21 protein-coding genes and 1 tRNA gene are annotated in these 26259 nt (G+C 73.2%); 8 read left to right on the forward strand and 14 right to left on the reverse strand.

What is annotated here, in order from left to right; all coding sequences use genetic code 11:
- Positions 1 to 104: 104 nt before the first annotated feature.
- Positions 105 to 1583 carry a catalase gene (locus ACFWIC_RS24150; RefSeq protein ID WP_329883132.1) on the reverse strand — a complete coding sequence of 493 codons (1479 nt, stop codon included), beginning with the start codon at positions 1581 to 1583 and terminating at the stop codon, positions 105 to 107.
- Between the two features lie 104 nt (positions 1584 to 1687).
- Between ACFWIC_RS24150 and ACFWIC_RS24155 the strand changes: the two genes are divergently transcribed.
- A complete protein-coding gene (locus ACFWIC_RS24155) occupies positions 1688 to 2107 on the forward strand; it encodes a Fur family transcriptional regulator (protein WP_329883133.1) in 420 nt (139 codons plus the stop codon).
- 158 nt (positions 2108 to 2265) lie between these two features.
- Here the strand turns inward: ACFWIC_RS24155 and ACFWIC_RS24160 are convergent, their stop codons facing one another.
- The 3 genes from ACFWIC_RS24160 to ACFWIC_RS24170 all read right to left on the reverse strand — a co-directional run bounded on the left by ACFWIC_RS24160 (position 2266) and on the right by ACFWIC_RS24170 (position 7784).
- A complete protein-coding gene (locus ACFWIC_RS24160; protein WP_329952287.1) occupies positions 2266 to 4236 on the reverse strand; it encodes a tetratricopeptide repeat protein in 1971 nt (656 codons plus the stop codon).
- Positions 4237 to 4619: 383 nt separating this feature from the next.
- Positions 4620 to 4693, reverse strand: a tRNA-Met gene (locus ACFWIC_RS24165).
- Between the two features lie 64 nt (positions 4694 to 4757).
- Positions 4758 to 7784: a UPF0182 family protein gene (locus ACFWIC_RS24170; RefSeq protein ID WP_380520020.1), complete on the reverse strand. Its 3027-nt coding sequence runs from the start codon at positions 7782 to 7784 to the stop codon at positions 4758 to 4760.
- A gap of 284 nt (positions 7785 to 8068) precedes the next feature.
- Between ACFWIC_RS24170 and ACFWIC_RS24175 the strand changes: the two genes are divergently transcribed.
- Entirely contained in the window at positions 8069 to 8632 is a 564-nt protein-coding gene (locus ACFWIC_RS24175) for a PPA1309 family protein (RefSeq protein WP_329883136.1), read from the forward strand.
- A 150-nt stretch (positions 8633 to 8782) separates the two neighbouring features.
- On the opposite strand, the gene ACFWIC_RS24180 is transcribed toward ACFWIC_RS24175, so the two are convergent.
- The 4 genes from ACFWIC_RS24180 to ACFWIC_RS24195 all read right to left on the reverse strand — a co-directional run bounded on the left by ACFWIC_RS24180 (position 8783) and on the right by ACFWIC_RS24195 (position 12100).
- On the reverse strand, positions 8783 to 9859 hold the full coding sequence (locus ACFWIC_RS24180) for a PDZ domain-containing protein (protein ID WP_329952289.1): 1077 nt from the start codon (positions 9857 to 9859) through the stop codon (positions 8783 to 8785).
- 42 nt (positions 9860 to 9901) lie between these two features.
- Positions 9902 to 10090, reverse strand: a complete 189-nt coding sequence (locus ACFWIC_RS24185; RefSeq protein WP_329883138.1) for a hypothetical protein — start codon at positions 10088 to 10090, stop codon at positions 9902 to 9904.
- Positions 10091 to 10298: 208 nt separating this feature from the next.
- The gene (locus ACFWIC_RS24190; RefSeq protein ID WP_329883139.1) at positions 10299 to 10739 is read right to left on the reverse strand and encodes a molybdenum cofactor biosynthesis protein MoaE; all 441 of its coding nucleotides are present in this window, start codon (positions 10737 to 10739) and stop codon (positions 10299 to 10301) included.
- A 212-nt stretch (positions 10740 to 10951) separates the two neighbouring features.
- Positions 10952 to 12100 (reverse strand): NAD-dependent epimerase/dehydratase family protein, encoded by a 1149-nt coding sequence (locus tag ACFWIC_RS24195; RefSeq protein WP_380355850.1) that lies wholly within the window; start codon positions 12098 to 12100, stop codon positions 10952 to 10954.
- A 209-nt stretch (positions 12101 to 12309) separates the two neighbouring features.
- Here ACFWIC_RS24195 and ACFWIC_RS24200 point away from each other — a divergent pair, with 209 nt between their 5' ends.
- Positions 12310 to 13869: a zinc-dependent metalloprotease gene (locus tag ACFWIC_RS24200; protein ID WP_380520002.1), complete on the forward strand. Its 1560-nt coding sequence runs from the start codon at positions 12310 to 12312 to the stop codon at positions 13867 to 13869.
- Positions 13866 to 14501, forward strand: coding sequence for an NUDIX hydrolase (locus ACFWIC_RS24205; protein ID WP_380520003.1), 636 nt, complete (start codon positions 13866 to 13868; stop codon positions 14499 to 14501). The genes ACFWIC_RS24200 and ACFWIC_RS24205 overlap by 4 nt, the downstream gene beginning before the upstream one ends.
- Before the next feature lie 135 nt (positions 14502 to 14636).
- Here ACFWIC_RS24205 and ACFWIC_RS24210 read toward each other — a convergent pair whose 3' ends face one another.
- Positions 14637 to 15332 (reverse strand): M48 family metallopeptidase, encoded by a 696-nt coding sequence (locus ACFWIC_RS24210; RefSeq protein WP_329883142.1) that lies wholly within the window; start codon positions 15330 to 15332, stop codon positions 14637 to 14639.
- 255 nt (positions 15333 to 15587) lie between these two features.
- On the opposite strand from ACFWIC_RS24210, the gene ACFWIC_RS24215 reads away from it, so the two are divergent.
- The 3 genes from ACFWIC_RS24215 (at position 15588) to ACFWIC_RS24225 (ending at position 20214) form a co-directional block, all read left to right on the forward strand.
- A complete protein-coding gene (locus tag ACFWIC_RS24215) occupies positions 15588 to 16673 on the forward strand; it encodes a ThiF family adenylyltransferase (RefSeq protein ID WP_355399427.1) in 1086 nt (361 codons plus the stop codon).
- A 494-nt stretch (positions 16674 to 17167) separates the two neighbouring features.
- Positions 17168 to 18718, forward strand: a complete 1551-nt coding sequence (locus ACFWIC_RS24220; RefSeq protein WP_329883144.1) for an FAD-binding oxidoreductase — start codon at positions 17168 to 17170, stop codon at positions 18716 to 18718.
- 122 nt (positions 18719 to 18840) lie between these two features.
- A complete protein-coding gene (locus ACFWIC_RS24225) occupies positions 18841 to 20214 on the forward strand; it encodes an AarF/ABC1/UbiB kinase family protein (RefSeq protein ID WP_329883145.1) in 1374 nt (457 codons plus the stop codon).
- A gap of 243 nt (positions 20215 to 20457) precedes the next feature.
- Here the strand turns inward: ACFWIC_RS24225 and ACFWIC_RS24230 are convergent, their stop codons facing one another.
- The 4 genes from ACFWIC_RS24230 to ACFWIC_RS24245 form a co-directional block, all read right to left on the reverse strand.
- Complete coding sequence (locus ACFWIC_RS24230; protein WP_380355913.1) at positions 20458 to 20703, reverse strand: hypothetical protein; 246 nt, start codon at positions 20701 to 20703, stop codon at positions 20458 to 20460.
- Between the two features lie 149 nt (positions 20704 to 20852).
- A complete protein-coding gene (locus ACFWIC_RS24235; RefSeq protein ID WP_380355869.1) occupies positions 20853 to 21218 on the reverse strand; it encodes a WhiB family transcriptional regulator in 366 nt (121 codons plus the stop codon).
- Positions 21219 to 21386: 168 nt separating this feature from the next.
- Positions 21387 to 21863, reverse strand: a complete 477-nt coding sequence (locus ACFWIC_RS24240; RefSeq protein ID WP_380520004.1) for a hypothetical protein — start codon at positions 21861 to 21863, stop codon at positions 21387 to 21389.
- Between the two features lie 281 nt (positions 21864 to 22144).
- Positions 22145 to 24400 (reverse strand): ATP-dependent DNA helicase UvrD2, encoded by a 2256-nt coding sequence (locus ACFWIC_RS24245; RefSeq protein WP_380520005.1) that lies wholly within the window; start codon positions 24398 to 24400, stop codon positions 22145 to 22147.
- Between the two features lie 260 nt (positions 24401 to 24660).
- Here ACFWIC_RS24245 and ACFWIC_RS24250 point away from each other — a divergent pair, with 260 nt between their 5' ends.
- Positions 24661 to 24918: a mycoredoxin gene (locus ACFWIC_RS24250; RefSeq protein WP_380520006.1), complete on the forward strand. Its 258-nt coding sequence runs from the start codon at positions 24661 to 24663 to the stop codon at positions 24916 to 24918.
- Positions 24919 to 24943: 25 nt separating this feature from the next.
- On the opposite strand, the gene ACFWIC_RS24255 is transcribed toward ACFWIC_RS24250, so the two are convergent.
- Positions 24944 to 25987 (reverse strand): GntR family transcriptional regulator, encoded by a 1044-nt coding sequence (locus tag ACFWIC_RS24255; protein WP_380520007.1) that lies wholly within the window; start codon positions 25985 to 25987, stop codon positions 24944 to 24946.
- Between the last annotated feature and the right edge of the window lie 272 nt (positions 25988 to 26259).

Here is a 26259-nt window from a genome sequence, read left to right on the forward strand (position 1 = left end):
GGGGGCGTCCGCCCGGGGGGGCGGCGGGGGGGGTGGGGGCCCCCGCCGGGCCGGTCCCGCGTGGGGCGGGCCGGGGCCCGCTGCTCATCGGGGGCGCGCCGGCGTCACCGCTGCTTGCGCAGCTCCCGCACGGCCGCCTCCAGGCGCTGACCGTAGTCGGCGTCGGCCTTGCGGAAGTTCTCGATCGCCCGCTCGACGATGTCGTCGCGGTCGGCCGAGACCTTGGCGATGAAGCCGGCCAGGTTGGCGACCAGCCGCTGCTTCTCGTCCTCGCCGATCAGCCGGTACAGGTTGCCCGCCTGCACGAAGTCGTTGTCCTCGGCGTGCGAGGGGGCCTCGGAGGTGCCGGTGGCACCGCTGACGGGGGTCGGCGCCCAGAGCGGCCGGCCGGTCTGCACCGGGCCGCCGAAGCTGTTGGGCTCGTAGTTCTTCTGGCGGCCGTGCCGGCCGTCGTACAGGTGGCCGTCACGGCTGTTGTTGCGCGCCTCGGCGGCGTGCGGGCGGTTGACCGGCAGGTGGTCGGCGTTGATGCCGACGCGGTAGCGGTGGGCGTCCGCGTACGCGAACAGGCGGCCCTGCAGCATCTTGTCGGGGGACGGACCGATGCCGGGCACGAAGTGCGACGGGGAGAAGATCGACTGCTCGACCTCGGCGAAGACGTTGTCGGGGTTGCGGTTGAGCTCCAGCTTGCCGAACTCGACCAGCGGGTAGTCGGCGTGCGGCCAGACCTTCGTCAGGTCGAAGGGGTTGAAGCGGTAGTTCGCCGCGTCGGCGGCCGGCATGATCTGGACGCTGACCGTCCAGGTGGGGAACTCGCTGCGCTCGATGGCCTCGCGCAGGTCCCGCTGGTGGCTGTCCGGGTCCTCGCCCGCGAGCTTGGCCGCCTCCTCCGACGTCAGGTTCCTGATCCCCTGGTCGGTCTTGAAGTGGTACTTGACCCAGAAGTACTCGCCGGCCTCGTTCTGCCACTGGTAGGTGTGCGAGCCGAAGCCGTCCAGGTGCCGGTAGGAGGCCGGGATGCCGCGGTCGCCGAACAGCCAGGTCACCTGGTGGGTGGCCTCGGGCGACAGGCCCCAGAAGTCCCAGACGTTGTCCGCCTCCTGCGAGCCCGTGTACGGGTCGCGCTTCTGGGTGTGGATGAAGTCCGGGAACTTGGTGGCGTCCTTGATGAAGAACACCGGGGTGTTGTTGCCGACGAGGTCGTAGTTGCCCTCCTCGGTGTAGAACTTCAGCGCGAAGCCGCGCGGGTCGCGCACCGCGTCGGCGGAGCCGAGGTTGCCCGCCACGGTGGAGAACCGCAGGAAGGTCTCGGTCTGCTTGCCGACCTCGGAGAGGAACGCCGCCCGCGTGTAGCCGGTCACGTCGGCGGTCACGGTGAACGTGCCGTACGCGGCCGCGCCGCGGGCGTGCACCACGCGCTCCGGGATCCGCTCGCGGTTGAAGTGCGCGAGCTTCTCGAACAGCTGCTGGTCCTGGATCAGCGCCGGACCGCCGACACCGGCGGTCTCGGTGTTCTGGTTGTCGGCGACGGGGGCACCCGCCTCCGTGGTGAGGGTGGGGCGCAGCTCGTCCTGGGTAGTCATAAGAGGGTGCCTCCGCGTGATCCGGTCGTTACGACTCGATCCTAACTTGGACTTTGTCCAAGTCAACACTGGAACCAGACTGGGAGTGCACTTACCCTGTACCCATGAGTGACCTGCTGGAACGGCTTCGCGGACGTGGATGGCGGCTGACCTCGCAGCGCCGGGTCGTGGCCGAGGTCCTCGACGGAGAACACGTCCACCTCACCGCCGACGAGGTGCACGCGCGCGCGGCGCAACGGCTGCCCGAGATCAGCCGCGCCACCGTCTACAACACCCTCGGCGAACTCGTCTGCCTCGGCGAGGTGCTGGAGGTAGCGACCGACGGCCGCGCCAAGCGGTACGACCCCAACGCCCACCACGCCCACCAGCACCTGGTCTGCTCCGGCTGCGGCGCCATCCGCGACGTCCACCCGCTGGGCGACCCGCTGGCCGCGCTGCCCGCCTCCGAGCGGTTCGGCTTCACCGTCTCCGGCGCCGAGATCACCTACCGCGGCCTCTGTCCGGACTGTACGACCGGCCCCTGAGCAGCCCCCGCGAACCGCCCCCGGCGCCACCACCCCCGGCACAGGGTGTCCGGGCGGACCGCGCAGGCGGGCACCTCGACCCGGTGAACGACGAGGACGACGAGGACGGCGCCCGACCCGCGGCGAGCGGCGCCGGGTGCCCGTGGCCGGGCCCGGCGCTACGCGCTCAGCTCGGCGTGGAGGGCGCCCAGCAGGCGGCCGGCCCGCTCGGCCACCTCGGCCGGACCGTAGTCCGCCGCCCGCCGGCACCAGTTCTCCGCCTGCACCGGCTCCCCCCGGCGCAGCGCCAGCAGCGCGAGCCGAAGCGCCGCCCGCCCGTGCCCGGCGTCCGCGGCCCGGGTGTACCAGAGCATCGCCTCGGCCTCGCTGTCCTGCCGGGCCAGCAGCAGCCCCAGGTTGAACGCGGCGCTGCGGCTGCCCGCCGCCGCGGCCCGCCGGTACCAGCTCTCGGCGATCTCCAGCGCCCCGCGCTCGGCCGCCCGCACGCCCATCCGCACCTGGGCCCGCCGGTGCCCGGCGTCCGCCGCCACCGCGTACCAGTGCTCGGCCTCCTGGTCCGCGTCCCCGCGCCGGTCCAGCACCGAGGCCAGCCGGAACGCACCCTCCGCCGACCCGCCCGCCGCCGCCTGGCGGTAACGCTCCAGCGCGCCCGCCAGATTGCCGCGCTGCTCCTGCACCACCGCCAGCTGAAGCGCCGCCTCGCCGTGCCCCTCGGCCGCGGCGCGCGCGTACCACTCCTGCGCCTGCCGCTGCTCGCCGCGCCCGGCGTGCAGGACGCCCAGGTTGAAGGCGCCGTCCACGCTGCCCGCCTCCGCGGCCTTGGAGAACCACGGTTCGGCGCCCGACTCGTCACCGCGCTGCAGCAGCACCACGGCCAGCGCGTTGCACGCCTCCCGGTGCCCGGCGTACGCGGCCCGCCGGTACCACTGCTCGGCCTGCTGGTCCCGCCCGGCGCCCGCGCAGAGCAGCCCCAGGTTGAACGCGCCGTTCTGGTCCCCGGCCTCCAGCGCGCTGCGGTACCAGCGCTCCGCCTCGGCGGCCTCGCCGCGCGAGGCGTGCAGCGCGCCCAGCGCGTTCGCCGCGTTGCCGTCCCCGGCCTCGGCCGCCTCCTGCCACCACTCGGCGGCCGCACCGAGATCCCCGGAGTCGCGCAGCAGGAAGCCCAGCGCGCACGCGGCCCGGGGCTCGCCGTTCTGCGCCGACTGCCGGTACCAGCGGGCGGCCTCCTCCAGCAGCGCCTGGTCCCCGCCGGCCCGGTCCTCCAGCAGGACGCCGAGGCGCAGCGCCGCCCGGGCGTGGCTGCGGGCGGCCGCGATCCGGTACCAGGCCTCCGCGGTCTCCTTGTCCCCGGCCGCCTCCCGCATCCGGGCCAGCCGGTAGGCGGCCTCCCGGTGTCCGGCGTCGGCGGACACCTTGAACCAGCGTTCGGCGCGGACGTCGCGCCGGTGCTCCATCAGGTCGCCGAGCGCGTACGCGCCCAGCGGGTGACCGTGGTCGGCGGCGAAGTGCAGCCAGTACTCGGCCGCCTCCTCCTCGCCCTGGTCCCGCAGTTGCAGGCCGAGCGCGTGCGCGGCCGGCGCGCTGCCGGCCACCGCGGCCTGCCGCCACCACTGGGCCGCCTCGGCCCGGTGGCCCTGCTGGTGCAGCAGCACGCCGAGGTTGTTGGCCGCGGAGCGGAGTCCGGCAGCGGCGGCCCCGCGCAGGTACGGCTCCGCGTCCTCCAGGTCGCCGCGGCGCAGCAGCAGCGTGCCGAGCCGGCCGGCGGCGTCCGCGTCGCCGTCGTCGGCGGCCTGACGGTGCCGGGCTTCCAGTGCGGCCTGCTCGCGGGCGGCCAGCGCGGTCTCGAAGCTCGCGGAGTCGAAGCCGGCGTGCTCGCCGGCGTCCGCCCCCGGGCCGCTCTGTTCGGTGAGCGCGCCGTACGGGCCGATCTCGGCGGTGAACCGGCTGGTGGGGACGTGCACCAGGCTGTCCGGGCCGTAGCCGGGCGCCGGGCGGCGCTCCGTCAGGCCGCTGGTGCGCTGGGCGGGCAGGGCGCCCGGGTTCCGCTCGGGGCTCTCCGCCCAGGCCTCGGTGTCCGCCTCGGTGGTCGCCGGTTTCGCTCCTGTCCCGTTCTTTCCGATCAGCCTCATGCCGACTCCCGCTCCCCCAGAGTGTCGCGGCATCCTTCCCCGGCCATCGGCCGGGGGGACCGTCCCCCGGTCTTGGACCGGAGGCGCCCCCAGGGGGCGCGTCGGACCGGACGGCCGGTCAGCAGCCGTGCAACGTCCCCCATGTGTCCCATCGTCGCATCACCCGCAACCCGCGTACACCTGCCCCGGCCGATTTCGGCGGGGCGGACCCGAAGCCGACGAGATTGCTTCGGCGCTTTGTCGATTTCCCGACACTGGCGTCCGCAAACCCCGCTGCCGTCGTCCTTGGCGACGCTCGATGGTACCGGAGCAACCCCCGCGGCCCGGCCGAAAAAACGCCAGAGGCCCGGAGGACGAATCCTCCGGGCCTCTGTGCTACTGAGTAGCGGGGACAGGATTTGAACCTGCGACCTCTGGGTTATGAGCCCAGCGAGCTACCGAGCTGCTCCACCCCGCGTCGGTAGCCAAACCATAACACGGTCGCGGGGTGGGACAGAAATCGGTCGCCGCAGCTCAGCGGCTCAGGGGCCGGTGCTCGGCGTTGGCGCCGGGGTGGCCCCCGGTGAGCCCGACGGGGCGGGCGTCCCCGACGGAGCCCCCGACGGAGCCGCGGGCGAGGGCCCCGCCGACGCGGCCGCGGGCGCGAGACCGGCCTTCTGCAAGGCCGCGGCCAGCGCCTTGGCCGCCTCGCTCTGCGCCTTCTGAGCCTGCCCGACGGCCACCCAGTCACCGGACTTGGCGGCGTTGTCGAGCTCGCCCTGCGCCTTCAGCACGTCCGCCATCGCCTTCTGCAGCTCGGGCGTGACCGTGCTCCCCGGCGCCGGCGTCGTCGGATTCGTCGGCGTCGTCGGGTTGGTGGGCGTCGTCGGGTTCGTCGGCGTGGTGGGTGCGGTCGGCGTGGTCGCCGGCGCCGCGCCCGCGAACACCTTCCGCAGCGCCTCCTCCAGCGTGTTCTCGAACGCCACGTTGTCGTTGCCGTAGACCGCCAGCACCTTCTGCAGCGTCGGGTACTTGGCGCCGCGCCCGCGGACGTACACCGGCTCGACGTTCAGCAGGCCGCCGCCGACGGGCAGCGTCAGCAGGTTGCCGTACTCCAGCTCCGAGTCACCGCCGCTCTTCAGCAGGGTGATCTGCTGCGCCACCTCCTGCCGCGAGTTGAACTGCGACTGCACCAGGTTGGGGCCGAGCGTCTTGGAGTCCCCCGGCACCTTGAGGATCCGGAGCTTGCCGTAGTCCGGGCCCGGGTCGGCGCTGACGGCCATGAACGCCGCCAGGTTGTCCCGGCCGCGCGGCACGAAGGTGGTCGTCAGCGAGAAGCTCGCCGACGTGACCGCCGGGTCCGGCATCCGCACCGTCAGGTAGTACGGCGGCTGGAACTGCTTGGTGTCGCTGGTCGGGTCCACCGGGACCTGCCAGATGTCGCTGCCGTTGAAGAACGAGTTGGCGTCCGTCACGTGGTACTGGCCCAGCAGGTCGCGCTGCACCTTGAACATGTCCTGCGGGTAGCGCAGGTGGGGCATCAGCGTGCCCGGGATCTCCGCCTTGGCCTTCACGGTGTCCGGGAACGCCTTCATCCAGGTCTTCAGCACCGGGTCGTTCTCGTCCCACTGGTACAGCGTCACCTCGCCGGTGTACGCGTCCACGGTGGCCTTGACCGAGTTGCGGATGTAGTTGACCTGGTTGGCGACGGTCAGCAGCTCACCGCGCTGGTTGGTCAGCGAGTCCTTGGTGGCCGTGCCCAGCGTCGTCTTCGACGAGAAGGGGTAGCCGTCCGAGGTGGTGTAGCCGTCCAGCACCCAGACCACCCGGCCGTTCTCCACCACCGGGTACGGGTCGGCGTCGATCGACAGCCACGGCGCGACCTTCTCCACCCGCTCCTTGGGCGTCCGGTCGTAGATCACCTTGGCGCCGTCGGTGATCGCCCCCGCGTAGAGGATCTGCGGCTCGGCGAACTTCACCGCGTACGCGGCCCGGGTCAGCGGGTTGTTCAGCGAGACGCCGCTGCCGCCGGTGTACTTGTACTGCTTGTTCTCACCGGAGTCGGTGGTGTAGTCGATCTCCTGGTTGGAGCCGCCCACGATCGAGTACGTGGAGGTCTTCTCGCCGTAGTAGATCCGCTGCTGGTAGTCGCCCAGCGAACCCGTCGCCGGCAGGCCGGACTCGGTGAAGACCGGCTGGCCCTTGTCGTTGACCTGGTTGCCCTTGGCCACCACCGCGCCGTAGCCGTGGGTGTACTTGAAGTGGTCGTTGATCCAGTTCCGCTGCACACCGTTGAGGTCCAGCTCGCGCAGGCCGATCACGGTGTCCTGGGCGCCCGCGTCCTTGCCGTACCGGTCCACGTCCAGGGTCTGCGGGAACGCGTAGTACGACCGCTGCTGCTCGATCGACTGGAAGGTCGGCGAGACGACGTTCGGGTCGATCAGCCGGATGTCCGAGATGGTCTGCGCGTCCGGCTTCAGCGCCTCGGCGTCGGTCGTGCCCTTCGGGGTGTACGGGATCGTCTGGCTGTCCGAGATCCCGTACGCCTGGCGCGTCGCGTCGATGTTCTTCTGGATGTAGGGCGTCTCCTTGGCCTGCTCGTTCGGCTTGACCTGGAACTGCTGCACGATCGCCGGGTACACCCCGCCGATCAGCACCGCCGACAGCACCATCAGGCCCAGCCCGATCAGGGCCGGGGCCCAGGTGCGCCGCACCGGGGTCAGGAAGAACAGCACCGCGCAGATGATCGCGACGAAGAACAGGATCGTCTTCGCCGGCAGGAACGCGTTGGCGTCCACGTACCGCAGGCCGGTCCAGCCGGAGACCTCCCGGTAGGCGCCGGTCTTCACGGCCAGCGCGTACCGGTCCAGCCAGTACGCCACCGCCTTCAGCACCACGAAGATGCCCAGCAGCACGGCCAGGTGCCCCTGCGCACCGACGCTCGCCCGCCGGCCCGGTCCCTGCAGCCGCAGCCCGCCGTACAGGTAGTGCACCAGCACCGAGGTCAGCAGCGAGACGATCACCGCGCTGAACGCGAAGCCCAGCACGAACTCGTAGAACGGCAGATCGAAGGCGTAGAACGAGACGTCCCGCCCGAACTGCGGGTCCTTGACCCCGAACGAGGTCCCGTTGGTCCACAGCAGCCACGTCCGCCACTGGCCCGAGGCCGCGGCACCCGCCACCAGCCCGATCACCAGCGAGATCCCGATCAGCGCCCAGCGCTTGAACGGCGCCAGGCCCGAGCGGTAGCGGTCCAGGCTCTGCTGCTCGACCGACATCGCCGACAGCGGCGGCCTCAGCCGGTGCGCCAGCCACACGTTGAAGCCGACGATCACCGCCATCAGCAGGCCGAAGACCGCGAACAGCCCGATCTTGGTCCAGAGCTGGGTGGTGAACACCGAGGAGTACTGGACCGACTTGAACCAGAGCCAGTCCGTCCAGAATCCGGCGAACATGACGAACAGCAGGAAGAGGACCGCGAGCACTCCCAAGGTCAGCAGGAGCACTCGCGCCCGCCGGGAGGGCGGGCCTACTCTGCGCCGGAAACCCGGCCCTGAGCGTTCCGGCATCTGGAATACCACGGTGGCACCTCAGTTGTGTCGTCTGGAGTCGGTCGGTCTTCAGTGCAACTTAACCAGGCTTTAGCCGAGTTCCCACCGTTAGCAGACGGTTACGAGCGCAGCCGGCCCCCGCTCCCCCGCCGGCGGGGGCCTCACGGCGCTCCCGACGGCTCCCGGACGGCCTCCGTCCGGCCTCCCGACGGGCTCCCCACGGCACCGCCCGGCACCGCGCCCGGCGCGGGACCCGGCACCGCCGGGCCCGCCGGACCCGCCCGGCGTGTGAGGATTGAGGCATGTCCGATGGATCCAATCTCCCCGACGACGTCTCCACGCTCCCGGCCGCGACCCCGCTGACCCGGGCCGCCCTGGAGATCGACGAGTACGCCGCCACCCTCGGCTGGGACCTCCCGGCCCGGCTGTTCGCCCTGGTGGACAGCGCCGCCCTGCGCAAGGCCGACCCGCGCATCGCCAAGCAGCTCGGCCTCGCCGACACCGAGGAGGCCGGCCTCACCCCCGTCGAGCAGGACGAGCTGCCGGCCGGCATGGAGCTGGACAAGTTCCTCGGCACCATCGCCTGGCCCGACGCGGTCGCCGGCTGCGCGCTGGTGGTCGAGCGGCTGATGCTGCCGCCCGGCTCCGAGCAGACCCGCCCGCGCAACGCCAGCGACGCCCAGCTCGCCGACTGGGTGGCCAACCACCCCAAGCGCGAAGAGGTGCGGATCACCGCCGCCGTGCTGCGCGGCGGGAAGAAGGAGGTCGCGCTGCGGCTGCGGTCCAAGGACGTCGCGCGCGAGGTGCTGACCGGCCCCGACCTGGTGCCGGGCCTGACCGAGGCCCTGCTGGCGACCTTCTCGTAGCGCAACGGCCACCCGGTCACCCGGCCGATCGGTCAGCCGGCCGTCCGGCCGGTTGACCGGTCTTCCGCATGCCGGTCCCACGATCTCGCGATCTTCAGGTCTTCCGGTCTCGCGATCGCCCGGCCGGCCGGCCGGCGGTGGGTCGGTCGGCTACGCGGCGCAGGAGGGCAGTGCGGAGGTCTGCCCGGAGCGGATCTGCTCCAGCGACTTCAGCGCGCCGTCCAGCGTCTCGGCCTTGACCAGGGTCAGCCCGTCCGGGGTGTTCTTCCCCGCCTCGGCGCAGTTGGCGGCCGGCGTGAGGAAGTACTCGGCGCCGGCGTCCCGTGCGGCGATCAGCTTCATCGATATGCCGCCGATCGGCCCGACCGCCCCGTTGTCGTCGATGGTGCCGGTGCCGGCCACGAACCGGCCGTCGGTGAGGTCGCCGGGCGTCAGCTTGTCGATGATGCCGAGCGAGAACATCAGGCCGGCACTGGGCCCGCCGACGTCCTGCAGCCCGATGTCGATCCGGAACGGGTAGGTGTGCTTCAGGCCCGGACGGATGCCGACCATCGCGGAGCCGCTGTCGGGCGACTTCACGGTCGGGACGGTGATGTCGGTGCGCACCCCCGGCTCGGCCGAGCCCTCCTTGACCCGCGGCACGACGGTGAAGACCACCTGCTCGCCGGGCTGGCGCTTGGTGACCGCCTTGGCCACGCCCTCCGGGTCGGCCACCGCGGTGCCGTCGACGGCGACGATCTGGTCGCCGGCGTGCAGCCGGCCCTCGGCCGGGGCTCCGGCGGTGACGGCCTGGACGATCAGCTCGCTGCCCATCGGGATGCCGAGCTGCTTGAGCGCCGCGGTCCGGGCGTGGTCCTCGGAGAGCGCGAACTCCTCGGCGTTCTGCTGCTTGGCCTCGGCGTCGGTCTGCCCCTTGGGGTAGACGTTGTCGTGCGGCACCACCAGCACGTCGTCCCGCAGCCAGCCGATCACCGCGTTGACCAGGCTGGGCTCGTACTTGGCCCCGGTCACCTGCACGGTGGTCATGTTGAGGTGGCCGCTCGCCGGGAACGACTCGTGGCCGGTGATGGTGATCACCGGCGTGCCCGTCTTCTCCTGCACCCCGAGCGTGTTGTACGTCGGCCCCGGGCTCATCTCGGTGTACGGCACCTTCATCAGCACCGAGACACAGAGCAGCGCTATGAGCAGCAGGGTGGCGGCGAGCATCGTCGCAGAGCGGCGTGGCATGACTCGACAGTACGGGACGCGACCGACGGTACGCCCGGCGGGCTACCGGCCCGGGCGCTCGCCCGGACCGGAGCCGGTCGTGGTGCGTTCCATCGCGGCCATGAACCGCTTGTGTTCGGCCAGTGAGGCCGGGTCCCCCGTCGCCCTGGGGGCCCTCTGGGCCCACCCCGCCCACACGGCGGCGAGCAGTGCGGCGACAACCGGAATGATCAACCAGGCGAGCGCAGCCATCTCAGTACTCCCAGCTCGTCGTGTCTATGAGCAGATTAACCACTCCGGCGGACAACGTTGACGGCGCCTTCCGGGTTACGGCACGGCCGATCGGCTCACTGCCAGGGAGTATTCGGCGCACAGGCCCACACCCGTTCGAGTGAGGACCCGGCGCGCCTGCGCGTCGGCGGGGCTGCGGGGGGCTGGGGGGCGGGGCTGCGGGGGCTGGTCAGCAGCTCCCGGCGCCGACCCACTCCTCCTCGCCGTCGGCGAAGACCTGGTGCTTCCAGATCGGCACCTCGTGCTTGAGGTCGTCGATCAGCCGACGGGCCGCGGCGAACGCCTCGCCGCGGTGGGCGCAGGAGACGGCGACGATCACCGCCTTGTCGGTGATCTCCAGCCGGCCGATCCGGTGGACCGCGGCGAGCGCCCGGACCGGGAAGTCCGCGACGATCTTCTCGGCGATCCGGCGCATCTCCTGCTCGGCCGTGGGGTGGCAGCTGTACTCCAGTGCGGAGACCGACTTGCCGCCGTCGTGGTCGCGGACCGTCCCGACGAAGACGGTCGTCCCGCCGGCCGCGTCGTCGCCCACCGCGTCGTACACCTCGTCGAGGGAGAGCGGGGTGTCGCGGATCGCGAGCAGGCGGATCGGGTCGTGGTTCTCGGACATGACCCCATGATCCCCCATCCCGAGTGGTCCGGGGCAAGAGCTTTCCGCATCACGACGGAGGAATTTCGCATCGTGAGAAACGGCCCGGAGCGAGCCACCCTCCGGACCGGACCCGGGCCAGTCCCCGGGCTACCCGGACCGGGGCCGGACCCGGAGCCGGAGCCGGGCGGCCGGCCGCGGCCCGGGGGCGACCGCGGTCGGCGCGTCGCCGATCAGAAACGGCGCCGCTTCCGCGCCCGACGCACCAGCGCCGCCGTACCCACCAGCGCCACCGTCGCCCCGGCCGCGCCCAGGCTGGTCGCGGCCTCCTTGCCGCCCAGCCGGCGCCCGGCCACCGCGTGCTTCCCCGCCACCTGCGCCAGCAGCTCCGCCAGCACCTCCTCGTTGGTGTACGTCGGCCGCCAGCCCGCCTCGTGCAACCGGCTGCCCGACACCACCCACGGGTACATCGTGTACGCCAGGTCACCGGCCGGCGCCGGGGTCAGCCCCAGCCGGTGCAGCCGCGCCGCCGTACCCAGCGCGAGCGAGGCCGGGAGCTCCATCCGCCGGATCCCCGACAGCCGCTCCACGTCCTCCTGCTCCAGCCAGCCGTCACAGCCGACCGTCACCTCGCCCTCGACCAGGCCCAGCGCCGCGTACTCCAGCGCCGCCGCCAGGTCGTCCACGTGGCAGAACTGCCAGCACGGCCGCGAACCCGCCACCACCAGCAGCCGCGGCGCCTCGAAGTGCCGGGTCAGCACCGTGTCGACCCCGGGGCCCACCACCACCGCCGGGCGCAGCACCGTCACCTGCAGCCCCGGGTGCGCCCGCGGCGCGCGCCGGGCCAGCCGCTCGATCTCCAGCAGGTCCCCGACCAGCGAGGCCTCCTCGGTCGCCCGCAGCTCCGAGTCCTCGGCCAGCGGGACCTCGTTGTCGGCCAGCGCGCCGTAGACCATCGCGGAGGTGCAGAGCACCACCCGGTGCACCCCGGCCGCCGCGGCGGCCGTCAGCACCGTCTGCGCGCCCCGCACGTTGTAGGCGCTGCGCGCCCGCGGGTCCGACTCCATGCCCAGGTCCATCGCCAGGTGGACCACCACGTCCACGCCGGCCAGCCGCTCGGCGACGGCGGGGTCCCGCACGTCCAGGACCCGCCACTGGACGCCCGGCACCTCACCGCGCCGGTCGTCCACCGCGAGCACTTTCTTCACGCCCGGCGAGGCGACCAGCCGGGCTGCGACGCGCTCGCCGAGCACGCCGGCGGCACCCGTGACCGCCACGGTCAGGGGTCTTCCGTCATAGGCTGGAGGAGGCGACGCCGTGATGTCCGGGGCGTCCTCTCCTCCGGTCAGCCCAGAGCGAACGTCCGAAGGCGGGGAACTCACCGGCCATCCTCCACGGTTAGCTTATGTGCGTACGTACGTGTGTCACGTACGTCCATCCTGCCCGAGGCGGAGGCCCGGCGGTGCACCCGGCGCGGACCAGCCGCGTGGGAGCCGCCCACCGGCCGGGAGTCCCCCACTCCACCGACCGCCCCGGGCCTGCAGATTTCACCGCCACCACCCGCATGACGGCCGACCGGATCGAGGACCCCGTGAGCGACCTTCCCTTCGGATTCGGCGTTCCGCCCGAGGAGCCCGAAGACGGCAAGGCCAAGCCCGGAGACGAGCAGAAGAAGGACCAGGGCGGCGACGAGCAGAGCGGCCCGCAGCCCTTCGGCTTCGGTGCCGGCAACCCGTTCGGCGCGCTCTTCGGCATGGGCGGCCTGCCCGGCGGACCGGGCACCCCCGGTGCCCCCGGCGCCGGCGACAACCCCTTCGCCGCCATGTTCGGCGGCCTCAACCCCAACGACCTCGGCGCCGCGTTCCAGCAGCTCGGTCAGATGCTCTCGTTCGAGGGCGGCCCGGTCAACTGGGAGCTGGCCAAGGACATCGCCCGGCAGACGGTCGTCGCCGAGCCCGCCGAGGGCAAGAGCAAGGACCGGTCGGTGAGCGCCACCGAGCGCTCCGCCGTCGCCGAGGCCGTCCGCCTCGCCGACCTCTGGCTCGACGGCTCCACCGAGTTCCCGTCCGGCGCCGGTACCGCCGTCGCCTGGAGCCGCGCCGAGTGGATCGAGGCCACCCTTCCGGTCTGGAAGGACCTCGTCGACCCGGTCGCCGAGCGCGTCGGCAACGCCATGGGCGGCGTCCTGCCCGAGGAGATGCAGGCCATGGCCGGCCCGCTGATGGGCATGATGCGCTCCATGGGCGGCGCCATGTTCGGCACCCAGATCGGCCAGGCGCTCGGCGCGCTCGCCGCGGAGGTCGTCGGCTCCACCGACGTCGGCCTGCCGCTCGCCCCCGCCGGCAAGGCCGCGCTGCTGCCGCAGAACGTCGCCGAGTTCGGCGAGGGCCTGAACGTCCCCGTCGAGGAGGTCCGGCTCTACCTCGCCCTGCGCGAGGCCGCCCACCAGCGGCTCTTCGCCCACGTGCCGTGGCTTCGCGCCCACCTGCTCGGCGCCGTCGAGGCCTACGCCCGCGGCATCAAGGTCGACACCACCCGCATGGAGGAGCTGGTCGGCCAGCTCGACCCGAGCAACCCCGAGGCCCTCCAGGAGGCGCTCGCCGGCGGCCTGCTCCAGCCCGAGGACACCCCCGAGCAGAAGGCCGCGCTCGCCCGCCTGGAGACCGCGCTCGCACTCGTCGAGGGCTGGGTCGACGCCGTCGTGCACGCCGCCGCCGAGCCCCACCTTCCGCAGGCCGGCGCCCTGCGCGAGACCGTCCGCCGCCGCCGCGCGGCCGGCGGGCCCGCCGAGCAGACCTTCGCCACCCTCGTCGGCCTCGAACTGCGGCCGCGCCGGCTGCGCGACGCCGCCCGGCTCTGGGCGCTGCTCGCCGACGCCCGCGGCGTCGAGGGCCGCGACGACCTCTGGCAGCACCCGGACATGCTGCCCACCGCCGCCGACCTCGACGACCCGGACGCCTTCGTGCACCGGGACACCGCGGGCAGCCTCGAAGGCGGTCTCGACTTCGACGCGATCGACAAGCTCCTCGGGGAGGCCGCCGCGGGCGGCGGCACCGGGACGTCCGGCCCGGCGGCCGAGCCGGGATCCGGCCCGAAGCCCGACCTGACGAAGAACGACGACGAGGGCGGAAAGGGCGAGCCCGGCGCATGACGGTCACCGAGACGGTCCCCGGCGGCACGGGCAGCACCGGCGGCACGGAAGCCGGCGCCGCCGGGGCGGGCGCCCTGCACGCGGACGCCGTCCGCGCCCTGGACGGCTGGCGCCCCGCCGACCCGGACCAGGAGCGGCTGCGCCGCGACTACCTGCAGCACCTCGCCGAACAGCCCGAGGGCCTGTTCCGCTCCTGCCTGCCCGCCCACATCACCGCCAGCGCGGCGGTCGTCGACCCGGCCGCCGGACGCGTGCTGCTCACCCTGCACCCCAAGGTCGGCCTGTGGCTGCAGATGGGCGGCCACTGCGAGCCCGGCGACCGCGACCTCGCCGCCGCCGCGCTGCGCGAGGCCACCGAGGAGTCCGGCATCCCCGGCCTCACGCTACTGACGCAGGACGGCGCGCCCGTCCCGGTCAAGCTCGACCGGCACCAGGTGCGCTGCACCGGCAAGGACCGGCCGGAGAACACCCACCTCGACGTCCAGTACGTCGCGGTGGCGCCGCCCGGCTCCCTGGCCCTGATCAGCGAGGAGTCGCTCGACCTCCGCTGGTTCGACTTCGACGCACTGCCCGACCTCACGGACGGGTCGGTGCGCGACCTCGTCGCCCGCGCCCGGCAGCTGACCGGTTGACCGGTTGACCGGTTGAGGCGTTCGGGGGCGTCCGGACGAGGAAAGGGGCGTGGGCCACAACGGCCCACGCCCTTCTCCGTACCTGACTCCGCACCTGTGTCCGCCGCGGCTCCCGCGAGCCGCGGGGCCACCGCCTCAGCCGCAGGAACCGGCCGGTTCCGAGTCCGGCGGACCGGCGTGCCGCGCCCCCGGAATGTGCGGCAGCCGGGCCGCCGACACCACGCCCTCCAGGTAGCCGCGGGCCCGCTCCGTCCTCGGATAGGCCTCCAGCAGCGCCCAGAAGGCCGGCCCGTGGTCCGGCACCAGCAGATGCGCCAGCTCGTGCAGCAGCACGTAGTCGACGACGTACTCCGGCATGCCCTGGAGACGGTGCGAGAGCCGGATCGTCCGCTCACTGGGGGTGCACGAACCCCACCGCGAGTTCTGGTTCGTCACCCAGCGCACCTGGGCCGGCTCGGCCCGGTCGTCCAGGTAGGCGGCGGAGAGCTCACGGGCCCGCGCCACCAGCGCGTCGTCGCCGAGCACCCGGCGGCTCTCCTGGGCGGCGAGCTTCTCCAGCATCTGCGCGACCCAGCGCTGTTCCTCGGCGTGCGACATCCGGGCCGGGATCAGCACGATGGTGCGGTCGCCCTCCCGGTACGCGGAGACCGTCCGGCTGCGCCGGGCGCTGCGCCGCACCTCCACCCGGGAGCGGTCGAACGGCTCCGACCGCGCGGCCCCTGGTTGCTGCTCCGGACGCCCGCGCGTACTCGGCGCCGCCACTTGCGACCCGGACGCTGCACGGGCACGCCGAGGCGACGCCTGGGGATGGGAGTCCCGTTCGGCTGCCATGGCACACGACGTTACCCGGTACCCCTGACAGAAGTCCGCTGCCGTGGCCGAAATGTTTCGTGGAGCGATCGGGAACGAAAGGCCGACAGAAGGTGTCCGGAATCCGACCTCGCACCGGACGTCAAGTTATCCACAGGGTATGCGGACGAATGATCCGATCATGCACCCGAGCCTGTGGACAACGCAGCGCACCCCGGCACCCCGATCGGGCATGCTGCCGTCGACCGTCCGGAACCGATCGGAAGGAAGACCGCCGTGCGCCTCGCCCTCAAGCCCGCCCTCTCCCGCAGCTGGCGGGACTCGGACACCCTGCAGTTCGGCACCGTCTCCCGGCACGCCGGCGTCCTCGCCCGCGCCGACCAGGCCCTCTGTGACTTCCTCGGACTGGTCGACGGGACGCGCGACCGCCCCGCCCTGCTCGCCGAGGGCGAGCGGACCGGCTTCGGGCGCGAGCCCGCCGACACCGTGCTCGACCTGCTGGAGGAGGCCGGGGTGCTCGACGACGCCGAGGCCGCCGACCGGGCGCTCGCCCGCTTCCCCCAGCCGCACCGCGAGATGCTCGGCCCCGACCTCGCCTCGCTCTCCCTGATCCACTCCACCCCCGGCGCCGCTCCCGCCGTGCTGGCCCACCGGGCCGACCATGCGGTGGAGGTCCGCGGCGCCGGGCGCATCGGCGCGGCCCTGGCGGCCGTGCTCGCGGCCGGCGGCACCGGAGCGGTCACCGTGGTGGACTCCGGCCGGGTCACCCCCGCCGACACCTCCCCCGCCGGCCTGCCACCGGGAGAGGTCGGGCGGCTACGGGCCACCGCCGCCCGCGAGGCCGTCGACCGGGCCTGCGCCAGGCACCCGGCCCGGCGCAGCGGACGGCCGAGACCAGGGCTTCCCGACCTGGTGGTGCTGACACCCCGGGACGGCAGTGGGGCGTTCGCCGGCGGAACGCCCCAGGCCCGCGAGCTGCTCCGCGCCGGGGTACCGCACCTGTACGTCGGGGTCGTGGAGGAGTTCGGCGTCGTCGGCCCGCTGGTGGTACCGGGGGTGTCGGCCTGCGGCCACTGTCTGGTGCTGGCCCGGGAGGACGAGGACGCGGCCTGGCCGCGCATCCTCGCCCAGCTCGCCGACGGCGGCCCGGGTCGGGCCCGGACACCGGCCTGCGACACCGCACTCGCGACCGCCGTCGCCGGACTCGCGGCGCTGCACGTCCAGATCTTCCTGGACGGCGGCCGGCCACCGAGCATCGACGGCTGGTGCGAGGTGTCCGCCGTCGACGGAATGCCGCGTCGTCTGCGGCTCAAGGGCCACGCGGACTGCGGGTGCCTCTGGCAGCCGACGCCGCCGCACTGAGTCCGCCGCCGAGGGAGGAAGGAGAAGGAGGAGAAGGAGAAGGAGGAAGGGAGGGAGGGAACGGCGAGTCGGCCCGGCCGGGCCGAGGACCGACCGGTGGGTGAGACGGCCGTCCCCACCGCCACCGGTCCGAACCCCCGGCCGCCAGGTGCCTGCGCCGTTCCGTCGGGCGCCCCGCCGTGGGTGCCGGGTGCCGACCGAGCACCGGCTGCCGAGTGACGACCCGATGCCGGGTACCCGGTCCGGGCACCCGGCGATGGGTGACGGGCGTGGGACGGAAAGCATGGGACGGAAGGGTCGTCAGGAGACACGAGAGGCGGGTGGGTGGGAGGGGGTGGGGGGTGGGCCCCGAAGCGCGGAAAGGCCCTCCCGAACCCCCCGTCCCCCGCCCACCCCCTGCGCTACTGTGTCGTCGGCCACCCGGCCGACGACCGGAAGATGGCCCCTTCCACCGATCGCACCGCTCGTGCACGACCTCACCGAAAGGTCCCGGCATGATCACTCGCAGATCGCTCCTCGGCGGTGCCGGCGCGCTGGCCCTTCCGCTGGCGGCCGTCCCCGCTCTCCCCGCCGTCGCCACGACCGCCGAGACCCGGCGACGGCGCTGGTCCCGGCTCTCCGGCCGTCTGCACGGCACCCTCGTCCTCCCCGGCGACCCGGCCTACGGCGTCGCCAAGCAGATCGGCCAGGCCCGCTTCGACGCCGTTGAACCGGCCGCCGTCGCCTACTGCGCCGACGAGGCCGACGTCTCCCTCTGTCTCCGCTACGCCCAGGACCAGGACATCCCGATCGCCGTCCGCGCCGGCGGCCACAGCGGCGGCGGCTACTCCACCGGCACCGGGCTGGTGATCGACGTCTCCCGCCTCAACTCGGCCGCCGTCGCCGCCGACGGCTCGGCCACCTTCGGCGGCGGCACCCAGCTGGTCGACGTGACCAACGCCGTCGCCCCGTACGGCCTCGCGGTGTCCGGCGGGTTCTGTCCCACCGTCTCCCTGGGCGGCTTCCTCCAGGGTGGGGGTATCGGCCTGCTCACCCGGCACGTCGGCATCTCCAGCGACAAGGTGACCTCCGCCCGTGTGGTGCTGGCGAACGGCAGGACGGTCACCGCCTCGCCGGACGACCACGACGACCTGTACTGGGCGCTGCGCGGCGGCGGTGGCGGCAATTTCGGTGTCGTCACCTCCTACACGGTGAAGGCCGTCCCGCTGGCCACACTGACCCTGGCCAACCTCTCCTGGACCTTCGACCACGCGGTCGACCTGCTCGACGCCTGGGCGCACTGGCTGCCCGACGCCCCTCGGACGCTGGGCGGCGGCGCCGTGGTCGGTCTCCCCGCCGCCCCCGGTGCGCCCCCGTTCATCTCGGTGCTGATCGGTTCGGTCGGCACCGAGGCCGAACTCTCGGCGGAGATCGGCCGGTTGGTCTCGCTGGTCGGCGCGGTCCCGGCCTCCCGGAACAGCTTCACCGCGCCGTACCGCTCCGTCATGATGGGCCTCTACGGCTGCGGGTCCTTCACCCAGGAGCAGTGCCACCGGGCGGGCACCGGTCCGGCCGCCGTACTGGCCCGGCCGACCGCCGCGGTGGACCGGGGCAGGCTGTTCGACGGGCCTCCGCCCCGCGCGGTCTGGGAGGCCGCGATCGGCCGCCTCGGCACCGACCGGCAGGCGGGCCAGCAGCGGATGGTCCAGCTAAGCGCGCTGGGCGGCGCGGCCAACGACCCGGCACGGACCGCCACCGCGTACGTCCACCGCGACGCGCAGTTCAACGCGAGCTTCGGCGCGGTCATCGCCACGGGCCCGGTGGACGAGGCCGCGGTCGCCGCCGCCCGGGGCTGGGTGGACGGCGGGTTCGCGCTGCTCGACCCGCACTCCGGCGGCGAGAGCTACCAGAACTTCATCGACCCCGGTCTGCCGGACTGGCAGCGCGCCTACTACGGCGAGAACTATCCGCGACTGGTCGCGGTGAAGCACCGGTACGACCCGCACCGACTGTTCTCGTTCCCGCAGGCCATCGGCACCCGTCCGCGGCCCGGAGGCCGGGGCTGAGGTCGGTCCCGGCCCCGGCGGGGTGCGAAATCCGGCCGGGGCCGGGGCGGCGAGCGGGCACAATGGCCTATGACAGCCGGCCTCCGCTGCGGGGGCCGGGGGCGTGTCGATTGGAGGCCCGGGTGAGCGATCTTCCGCGCAAGGCAATGACCCGCACGGCAAGACTCGCCGCCCTGCCGCTGGGGATAGCCGGCCGGGCCACTCTCGGGCTGGGGAAGCGGATCGGCGGACGCTCGGCCGAGGTGGTGACGGCCGAACTGCAGCAGGCGACCGCCGACCAGCTCTTCAAGGTCCTGGGTGAACTCAAGGGCGGGGCGATGAAGTTCGGGCAGGTGCTGTCCGTCTTCGAGGCCGCGCTGCCCGAGGAGGTGGCGGGCCCGTACCGGGCGGCGCTGACCAAGCTGCAGGACGCCGCGCCGCCGATGCCCGCCGCCACCGTGCACACGGCGCTGGAGCAACGGCTGGGCAAGGACTGGCGGAAGCTGTTCCGGGAGTTCGACGAGCGTCCGGCCGCGGCTGCCTCGATCGGCCAGGTGCACCGGGCGGTCTGGCACGACGGGCGCGCGGTCGCGGTCAAGGTGCAGTACCCGGGGGCGGGGGACGCACTGCTCGCGGATCTCACGCAGCTGAGCCGGGTGGCCTGGTTGCTGGGTCCGCTGATTCCGGGGCTGGACATCAAGCCGCTGATCACCGAGCTGCGCGAGCGGGTCGCCGAGGAGCTGGACTACGAGCTGGAGGCGCAGGCCCAGGAACGCCATGCCGAGGAGTTCGCGAACGACCCGGAGATCGTGGTGCCGGGTGTCGTGGCGCAGGCCGACCAGGTGCTGGTGTCGGAGTGGATGGACGGCACGCCGCTGTCCGAGGTGATCACGAGCGGCACGCAGGAGGAGCGGGACCGGGCGGGCCGGCTGCTGGCACGGTTCCTGTTCGCCGGTCCGTCGCGGACGGGGTTGCTGCACGCCGACCCGCACCCGGGCAACTTCCGGCTGCTGAAGGACGACGGCCCGGTGGAGGGCTGGCGGCTGGGGGTGCTGGACTTCGGGACGGTGGACCGGTTGCCGGGCGGGCTCCCCGCGCCGATCGGGGCGTCGCTGCGGATGGCCCTGGCCGGGGACGCGACGGGTGTGCTGGCGATGCTGCGGGAGGAGGGCTTCGTGAAGCCCTCGATCGAGCTGGACCCGGACGCGGTGCTGGACTACCTGCTGCCGATGATCGAGCCCGCGGCCGTGGACTCGTTCCACTTCACCCGGGCGTGGATGCGGGCGCAGGCGGCGCGGATCGCCGATCCCCGGTCGCCGGCGTACAACCTGGGCAAGCAGTTGAACCTGCCGCCGTCCTACCTGTTGATCCACCGGGTGACGCTGAGCACGATCGGGGTGCTCTGCCAGCTGGGGGCGAAGGCGCCGTTCCGGGCGGAGATGCTGGAGTGGCTGCCGGAGTTCGCGGAGGAGCCGCCGGCCCCGGCGAAGCGGCGGGGGCCGGCCAAGAAGGGCTGAACCGCTCGGCAGTACGCCGTGCAGCTCCGCGCCGCGCGGCGGAGGGCACGGCCGCGCGCGACGCCCCGGCTCGGCGCAGTGCCCGGCGGAGCGTCCGGCGGACGACCGCCCGCTCGGATCGTGCGACAACGGCCGCAGGCCGCCCCCCGGGTACGGGGGGCGGCCTGCGGCACGACGGGGGTCCGGCGGTGGCCGGGGCGGTGTCGGCGGTGCGACGGCACCGGGACGACTGCGTCCGCGCGACTACATCAGCGCGACGGCGAGGGCCTTGCGGGCACGCATCGAGGCCCGCTCGGCCTTCTGCTTGAGCCGGTGGGCCCGGGCGACCCGGACGACGAGTCGTTGGTGCTCCGCCTCCTGGAGGCGCTCTTGCATATGGGCGCGAGCCAGGGATTCGTGGAGAAGTTGCATTTCGAGGGTCCTGTTCTGGATCTGACGTTCGGTGGTCTGCTCTGCGCGGACGGTGGGATCGACGGCGGCGGCGGTCATGTGGTGGTCCTGCTCGTGGTGCGTTGTCGGGAAGGGGTGGACGCGGGCCGTGTCGGCCTTGGCGGCGGCGATGCGTACGGAGCGGCGGAGGGCGCTGTCCAGCGGGGGCTGCTCTCCCCGGCGGACGGCCTCGGCTCCGAACACGGGGTTCACGCCGCGACCTCGGTCTTGCGCGGGCGGCCACGCGGCCGCTTGCGGGCCACGACGACACCCTGGACGAAGAGCTCGCCGCCCCAGACGCCCCAGGGCTCGCGGCGCTCCAGGGCGCCGGTGAGACAGGCGTCCTTGACGGGGCAGGTGCCGCAGAGGGACTTCGCGTACTCGACGTCGGCGGGCGTCTCGGCGAAGAAGACCTCGGGGTCGAAGGCGCGGCACGGCACGGGGAGACCGAGCTCTTCGGCCTGGTCGATCGAGGTGATCTGCATGGGGGAAACCTCCGGAGGGTCGGCCTGGTCGGCCTGGATCTGGTTCGTCGGCGGTACGGACGGGGTGGGCGGTGTGATGACCGTGGACACTGTGGGCGTCTTCCTCGTCTTTTCAGTGGGTCCGGCTCAGCTGACTGGTGGGGCTGGGCCGGAGGCCCCGGAGGGCCTGGGTGGTCGTGCGTACCGGACAAAACAGAAGGGCCGCGGATCCCGGTGTGACGGGTTCCGCGGCCCTGGAGGTGCCGACCTGAGGCTCGCTCAGGTTCGTTCTCTCCAGGGTTCAGGCCCGCGGAAGGCCCGCATCCGGATGGCCGTGGCGCCGGTAAAGGCGGCCGTGGCCTGCTTGATCTGCTGCTCGTTCTGCTTCTGGGTGTTTCCGGCACCGACGACCTGCGCATAGTCGCCATGCATGGCGACTACAGCTGCCTTCGGTGCCTGGATCGGTCGCTCATCACGCGGGGAGCGCGACGCATCGACCGACGCCCAGTCACGGGACAGACCGCCTTCGACACTGGTGCCGTCGAGGTTGCCGCCATTGATGCCGGTGCTGCCGAGGTCAGTTTGGCCAAGGCCACTGACAGCGAGGGCGGGGGTGGCGGGAGCGACGGAGACACCGGTGGTGTCGAGGCCCAGACCGGTTCCGCACAGCTCAGCGAGTGCCCGCAGGTGGGCGGCGCGCAGGAGGGCAGCGTCGGCGGTCTGGCCAGTCATTTTGGTGATCATGGTGGTTCCCACTGCCTTCGCCTCCTCTCGGCGTCTCGCGGAGCCTGGTCTCCCGGGCTCCGAACTGTTCGGATGTCTGTCTCGGTGAAGCTGGTTCGAGCTGGTCAAGCTGGTGTGTGGCTGGTCGGCGCAGGAGACAGTGGCACAGGCGTCACCCCGTGCGACCGCGTTCCCCTTGACCGCTCCGGCAGGCTATTGCGCTCCCGGTACGGCGCGCAAACTATTTTTCCGGCGAGTTTCCCGACGGTCTCCGCGGCATCTCACGACGCCGGCTGTGATCGCCCCGGACCGGCTCACGCCGGTTCGTCCGACCGGTCGTCCTCGACGTCCGCCGGATCCTCCTCGGGCTCCTCCCCCGCACACAACGAGAGCACGGCGGCCCCGTATTTGTCCAGCTTCATGGCACCGACTCCGGAGATGACGGCCAGCTCCTGACGGGTGCCGGGGACGTCCTCGGCGATGGCCATCAGCGTGGCGTCGGTGAAGACGACGTAGGCCGGGGCCCCCTGCTTGCGGGCCTGGGCGGCCCGCCACTCGCGCAGCCGTTCGTACAGCGCCTCGTCCATGGTGGACGGGCAGGTCTCGCAGCGGCGGAGCTTGCGCTCGACGGCCTCGGTGAGGGCACGGTCGCAGACCCGGCACTTGACCGGTCCGCGGGCCCGGCGGGCGGCGGAGCGCTCGCCCGCCTCGACGCCGCCGCGTCCGCCGCGGCCCGCGGAGCGGGCGCCGGGGGCGCTGGAGCCGGGGCGCAGTCCGTCGAGGAAGCGGCTGGGCTTGCGGGAGGCCCGGCCGCCGGGGGAGCGGGAGAGCGCCCAGGAGAGGGAGAGGTGCTTGCGGGCGCGGGTGACGCCGACGTAGAGGAGGCGGCGCTCCTCCTCGACCTGCTCGTCGGTCTTGGCGTAGATGATCGGCAGGGTGCCCTCGGTGAGGCCGACGAGGAAGACGGCGTCCCATTCGAGGCCCTTGGCGGCGTGCAGGGAGGCGAGTGTGACGCCCTCGACGGCGGGGGCGTGCTGGGCGGCGGCGCGGGCGTCGAGTTCGGCGACGTAGGCGGCGAGGTCGCCGGCCAGGCCCTCGGCGGTCCGGGTGCGTTCGAACTCCTCGGCGAGGCGGACGAGCGCCGCGAGGGACTCCCAGCGGTCGCGGACGGCCCCGGAGCCGGCCGGCGGCTCGGCGGTGAACCCGCGGGTGGCGAGGACGGCGCGAACCTGGCCGGCGAGGTCGGGGGCGTCGTCGGTGAGCGGGTCGGAGCCGGCCCGGGCGGCGCCGCGCAGCAGGACGCCGGCGTCGCGGACCTCGGGCCGTTCGAAGAACCGCTCGGCACCCTTGAGCTGGTAGGGGACGCCGAGGTCGGCGAGGGCCTGCTCGTAGACCTCGGACTGGCCGTTGGTGCGGAAGAGCACCGCGACCTCGCTGGCGCGGACGCCGGCGGCGAGGAGGTCCTTGATCCGGCGGGCGGTGGTCTCGGCCTCGGTCGGCTCGTCCTCGTACTCGGTGTAGACCGGCTCGGGGCCGGCCTCGCGCTGGGAGACGAGTTCGAGGCGGTGCCGGGCGGCCTCGCCGCGGGCCTGGGAGAGCAGCCCGTTGGCGAGGTGGACGACCTGCGGGGTGGAGCGGTAGTCGCGGACCAGCTTGACGACCGTCGCCTCGGGGTGGCGGGTGCGGAAGTTGAGCAGGTAGTCCGGGGTGGCGCCGGTGAAGGAGTAGATGGTCTGGCTGGCGTCGCCGACGACGCACAGGCTGGCGCCGCCGCCGGGTCCGGTCCACTGGTCGAGGAGGCGCTGCTGGAGCGGGGAGACGTCCTGGTACTCGTCGACGGTGAAGTGCCGGTACTGGGACCGGACCTGGTCGGCGATGTCGGGGCGGTCCTCCAGGATGGCGGCGGTGAGCAGCAGGACGTCCTCGAAGTCGATGACGCCGCGGCGGGTCTTGGCCTCTTCGTAGACGCGGTAGACCTGGGCGGTCTCGGCCGGGTCCCGGGGGGCCTCGCGGCCGGACTTCTGGACGGCGGCGGGGTAGTCGTCGGGGCCGATCTGGGTGACCTTGGCCCATTCGATCTCGGCGGTGAGGTCGCGCAGTTCGGTGCGCTGGACGCGCAGGCCGCAGCGGCTCGCGGCCTCGGCGACCAGCTGGACCTTGCGTTCCAGCAGCTGGGGCACCGGTCCGCCGACGGCGCGCGGCCAGAAGTACTGGAGCTGGCGGAGGGCGGCGGCGTGGAAGGTGCGGGCCTGGACGCCCTCGGCGCCGAGCTGGCGCAGGCGGCCGCGCATCTCGCCGGCGGCGCGGGCGGTGAAGGTGACCGCGAGGACCTGCTGGGGCTGGTAGACACCGCTGCGCACGCCGTAGGCGATGCGGTGGGTGATGGCCCGGGTCTTGCCGGTGCCGGCTCCCGCGAGGACGCAGACGGGCCCGTGCAGGGCGGTGGCGACGGCCCGCTGTTCGGGGTCGAGCCCGGCGAGGACCGCGTCGGGACCGGTGGCGTCGTATCGGCCGGACCGGTCGCTGCCGTGGTCGTCGAACGGAATGCCGCTCAAGAGGTCTTCCTGCATGCGTTCCATCCTCTCAGCCCGCTCGGACAACCGGGGAGCGGTTGTCCACAGGTGCGGTGTGATCGCAGGATGATCGCTGCACGGTCCGGCGGGTTGTCGCACTTGAGGGCGCGTTCCCTTCGCCGCACGCCGGGGTGTGCTTCTCCGCGACCGCGCGGAACGACGCGGGGCCGCCGGCCGGGGCGCGGAATGACCGCCGTACGGCGGACGTTCTCCTCCTGGAACCGTACGCCCCTCTCTCTTTCGAAGGAGTCCCCCCGATGTCCGGCAGCGTGACGATGTACAGCACGACCTGGTGCGGCTACTGCAACCGGCTCAAGAGCCAGCTGGACCGTGAAGGCATCGGCTACACCGAGATCAACATCGAGGACGACCCGGCGTCGGCGTCCTTCGTCGAGTCGGTGAACAACGGCAACCAGACCGTCCCGACGGTGCTGGTGCAGCCGGCGGGCGGCGGCGAGCGGGTCGTGATGACCAACCCGAGCCTGCTCCAGGTGAAGAAGGCCCTGGCGGCCTGAGGTCCGCGGGCCCGGGCACGGCGCGCTACGGCGCGTCGGCCCGGGCCGGGTCGACGGGTGCGGCGGGCGCGGGCAGCGACGCCCGGGCGGCGAGGTCGCCGATGCCGTAGACCAGCCGGCTGCGGTCGGCGGAGTAGCGGGTCTCGATGACCCGGACCGGCCCGCGGCGGTCGTACGTGACCCGGGTCTGGACCACCAGCGGCACGCCGGGGCCGCCCTGGAACCACTGGGCCTCCTCGGGGCCCGGCATCCGCGCGACCAGGTGGTCGACCGCGCCGATCTCGGTGCGTCCGAGGGCGGCGAGCACCGCCTCGTCACCGCCGTCGATCTGGTCGGGCTCCATCAGCGGGGTGCCGGCGGCGAGGCCCGCCCGGTAGTGGCTCTCCTCGATGGAGTAGGGCTCGCGGTCGAGCAGGCGCAGCTGGCGGCGGACGACGATCGCCTCGCCGGGGCGCAGGCCGAGCCGTTCGGCGATGTCGATCCGGGCCCGGACGATCATCATCTCGAAGTCGACGGTGAGCTCGCGTCCGGCGTCGGCGGCCTCGCCGCGGTAGACGGCACTGGGGACGGCCAGGCAGTCGCGCGGGCCGTCCTCGGCCCCCGGGGCACCCGGCACTCCCGTGGTCCCCGTCGCCGCCGTGCTCCCCGACGCCGCCGAGGCCACCAGGGCCCCGGAGAGCCCGGGCATCCCGACGGACCCGACGGATCCGGAGAGCCCGGAGAGCCCGGAGGACCCGGCGGACCCGGAGGCGCCCGACGGTCCGGCCGGCCCCGGCAGGCTGGGGCGGACGTCGCGGCCGGGCGCGGGCCCGTAGGCGCGGTGGTCGAGCACCGGGTGCTCGCGCAGGTAGGTCCCCTTGCCCTGGAGCCGGACCAGGCGGCCTTCGTTGACCAGCACGTCGACGGCCAGCCGGACGGTGTTGCGGGCGACCCCGTACTGGCGTTCCAGTTCGCTCTCGACCGGGAGGGCGGCCTCGGTGGTGAACTCGCCCTCGGCGATCCGTCGGCGCAGGTCTGCGGCGAGGCGCTGGTATTTGGGGGATTGGGCGGTGCCCCGTGGGATTGTCACCCGAGAGAATGTAGCGAGGGCGGCGACGGGCTTTCAGGCGTTTGCGACAAAGTCGCCCGGGATCGGTGACGGCGGCCGGCACCCGCGCACGTGCCGTACTGGACAGGGCCGCTCCGGTTACGAACATCGGAAGCCGGCGGTTTCGGAAGGAATATTGGGGGCGCACGGAACTGGTCCGCGCGCCCCCAATATCAAGAACGCTTCAATCCACTCGAATTACGGCCGGGCCGTTACACCCGGGCCCGTTACACCCGGGCCGTTACGCCCGGCCC

Origin of the sequence: Kitasatospora sp. NPDC127035 (genome assembly GCF_042726075.1) — a bacterium.
Lineage (GTDB): Bacteria > Actinomycetota > Actinomycetes > Streptomycetales > Streptomycetaceae > Kitasatospora.

Bases quoted from the DNA above. Each gene is read 5' to 3' on its own strand.
- ACFWIC_RS24170 (WP_380520020.1), bottom strand. From the start codon at position 7,784: ATGCCGGAACGCTCAGGGCCGGGTTTCCGGCGCAGAGTAGGCCCGCCC.
- ACFWIC_RS24210 (WP_329883142.1), bottom strand. From the start codon at position 15,332: ATGGCAGCCGAACGGGACTCCCATCCCCAGGCGTCGCCTCGGCGTGCC.
- ACFWIC_RS24180 (WP_329952289.1), bottom strand. From the start codon at position 9,859: ATGCCACGCCGCTCTGCGACGATGCTCGCCGCCACCCTGCTGCTCATA.
- ACFWIC_RS24245 (WP_380520005.1), bottom strand. From the start codon at position 24,400: ATGCAGGAAGACCTCTTGAGCGGCATTCCGTTCGACGACCACGGCAGC.
- ACFWIC_RS24205 (WP_380520003.1), top strand. From the start codon at position 13,866: ATGACGGTCACCGAGACGGTCCCCGGCGGCACGGGCAGCACCGGCGGC.
- ACFWIC_RS24190 (WP_329883139.1), bottom strand. From the start codon at position 10,739: ATGTCCGAGAACCACGACCCGATCCGCCTGCTCGCGATCCGCGACACC.
- ACFWIC_RS24155 (WP_329883133.1), top strand. From the start codon at position 1,688: ATGAGTGACCTGCTGGAACGGCTTCGCGGACGTGGATGGCGGCTGACC.
- ACFWIC_RS24160 (WP_329952287.1), bottom strand. From the start codon at position 4,236: ATGAGGCTGATCGGAAAGAACGGGACAGGAGCGAAACCGGCGACCACC.
- ACFWIC_RS24150 (WP_329883132.1), bottom strand. From the start codon at position 1,583: ATGACTACCCAGGACGAGCTGCGCCCCACCCTCACCACGGAGGCGGGT.
- ACFWIC_RS24220 (WP_329883144.1), top strand. From the start codon at position 17,168: ATGATCACTCGCAGATCGCTCCTCGGCGGTGCCGGCGCGCTGGCCCTT.
- ACFWIC_RS24230 (WP_380355913.1), bottom strand. From the start codon at position 20,703: ATGACCGCCGCCGCCGTCGATCCCACCGTCCGCGCAGAGCAGACCACC.
- ACFWIC_RS24175 (WP_329883136.1), top strand. From the start codon at position 8,069: ATGTCCGATGGATCCAATCTCCCCGACGACGTCTCCACGCTCCCGGCC.
- ACFWIC_RS24185 (WP_329883138.1), bottom strand. From the start codon at position 10,090: ATGGCTGCGCTCGCCTGGTTGATCATTCCGGTTGTCGCCGCACTGCTC.
- ACFWIC_RS24250 (WP_380520006.1), top strand. From the start codon at position 24,661: ATGTCCGGCAGCGTGACGATGTACAGCACGACCTGGTGCGGCTACTGC.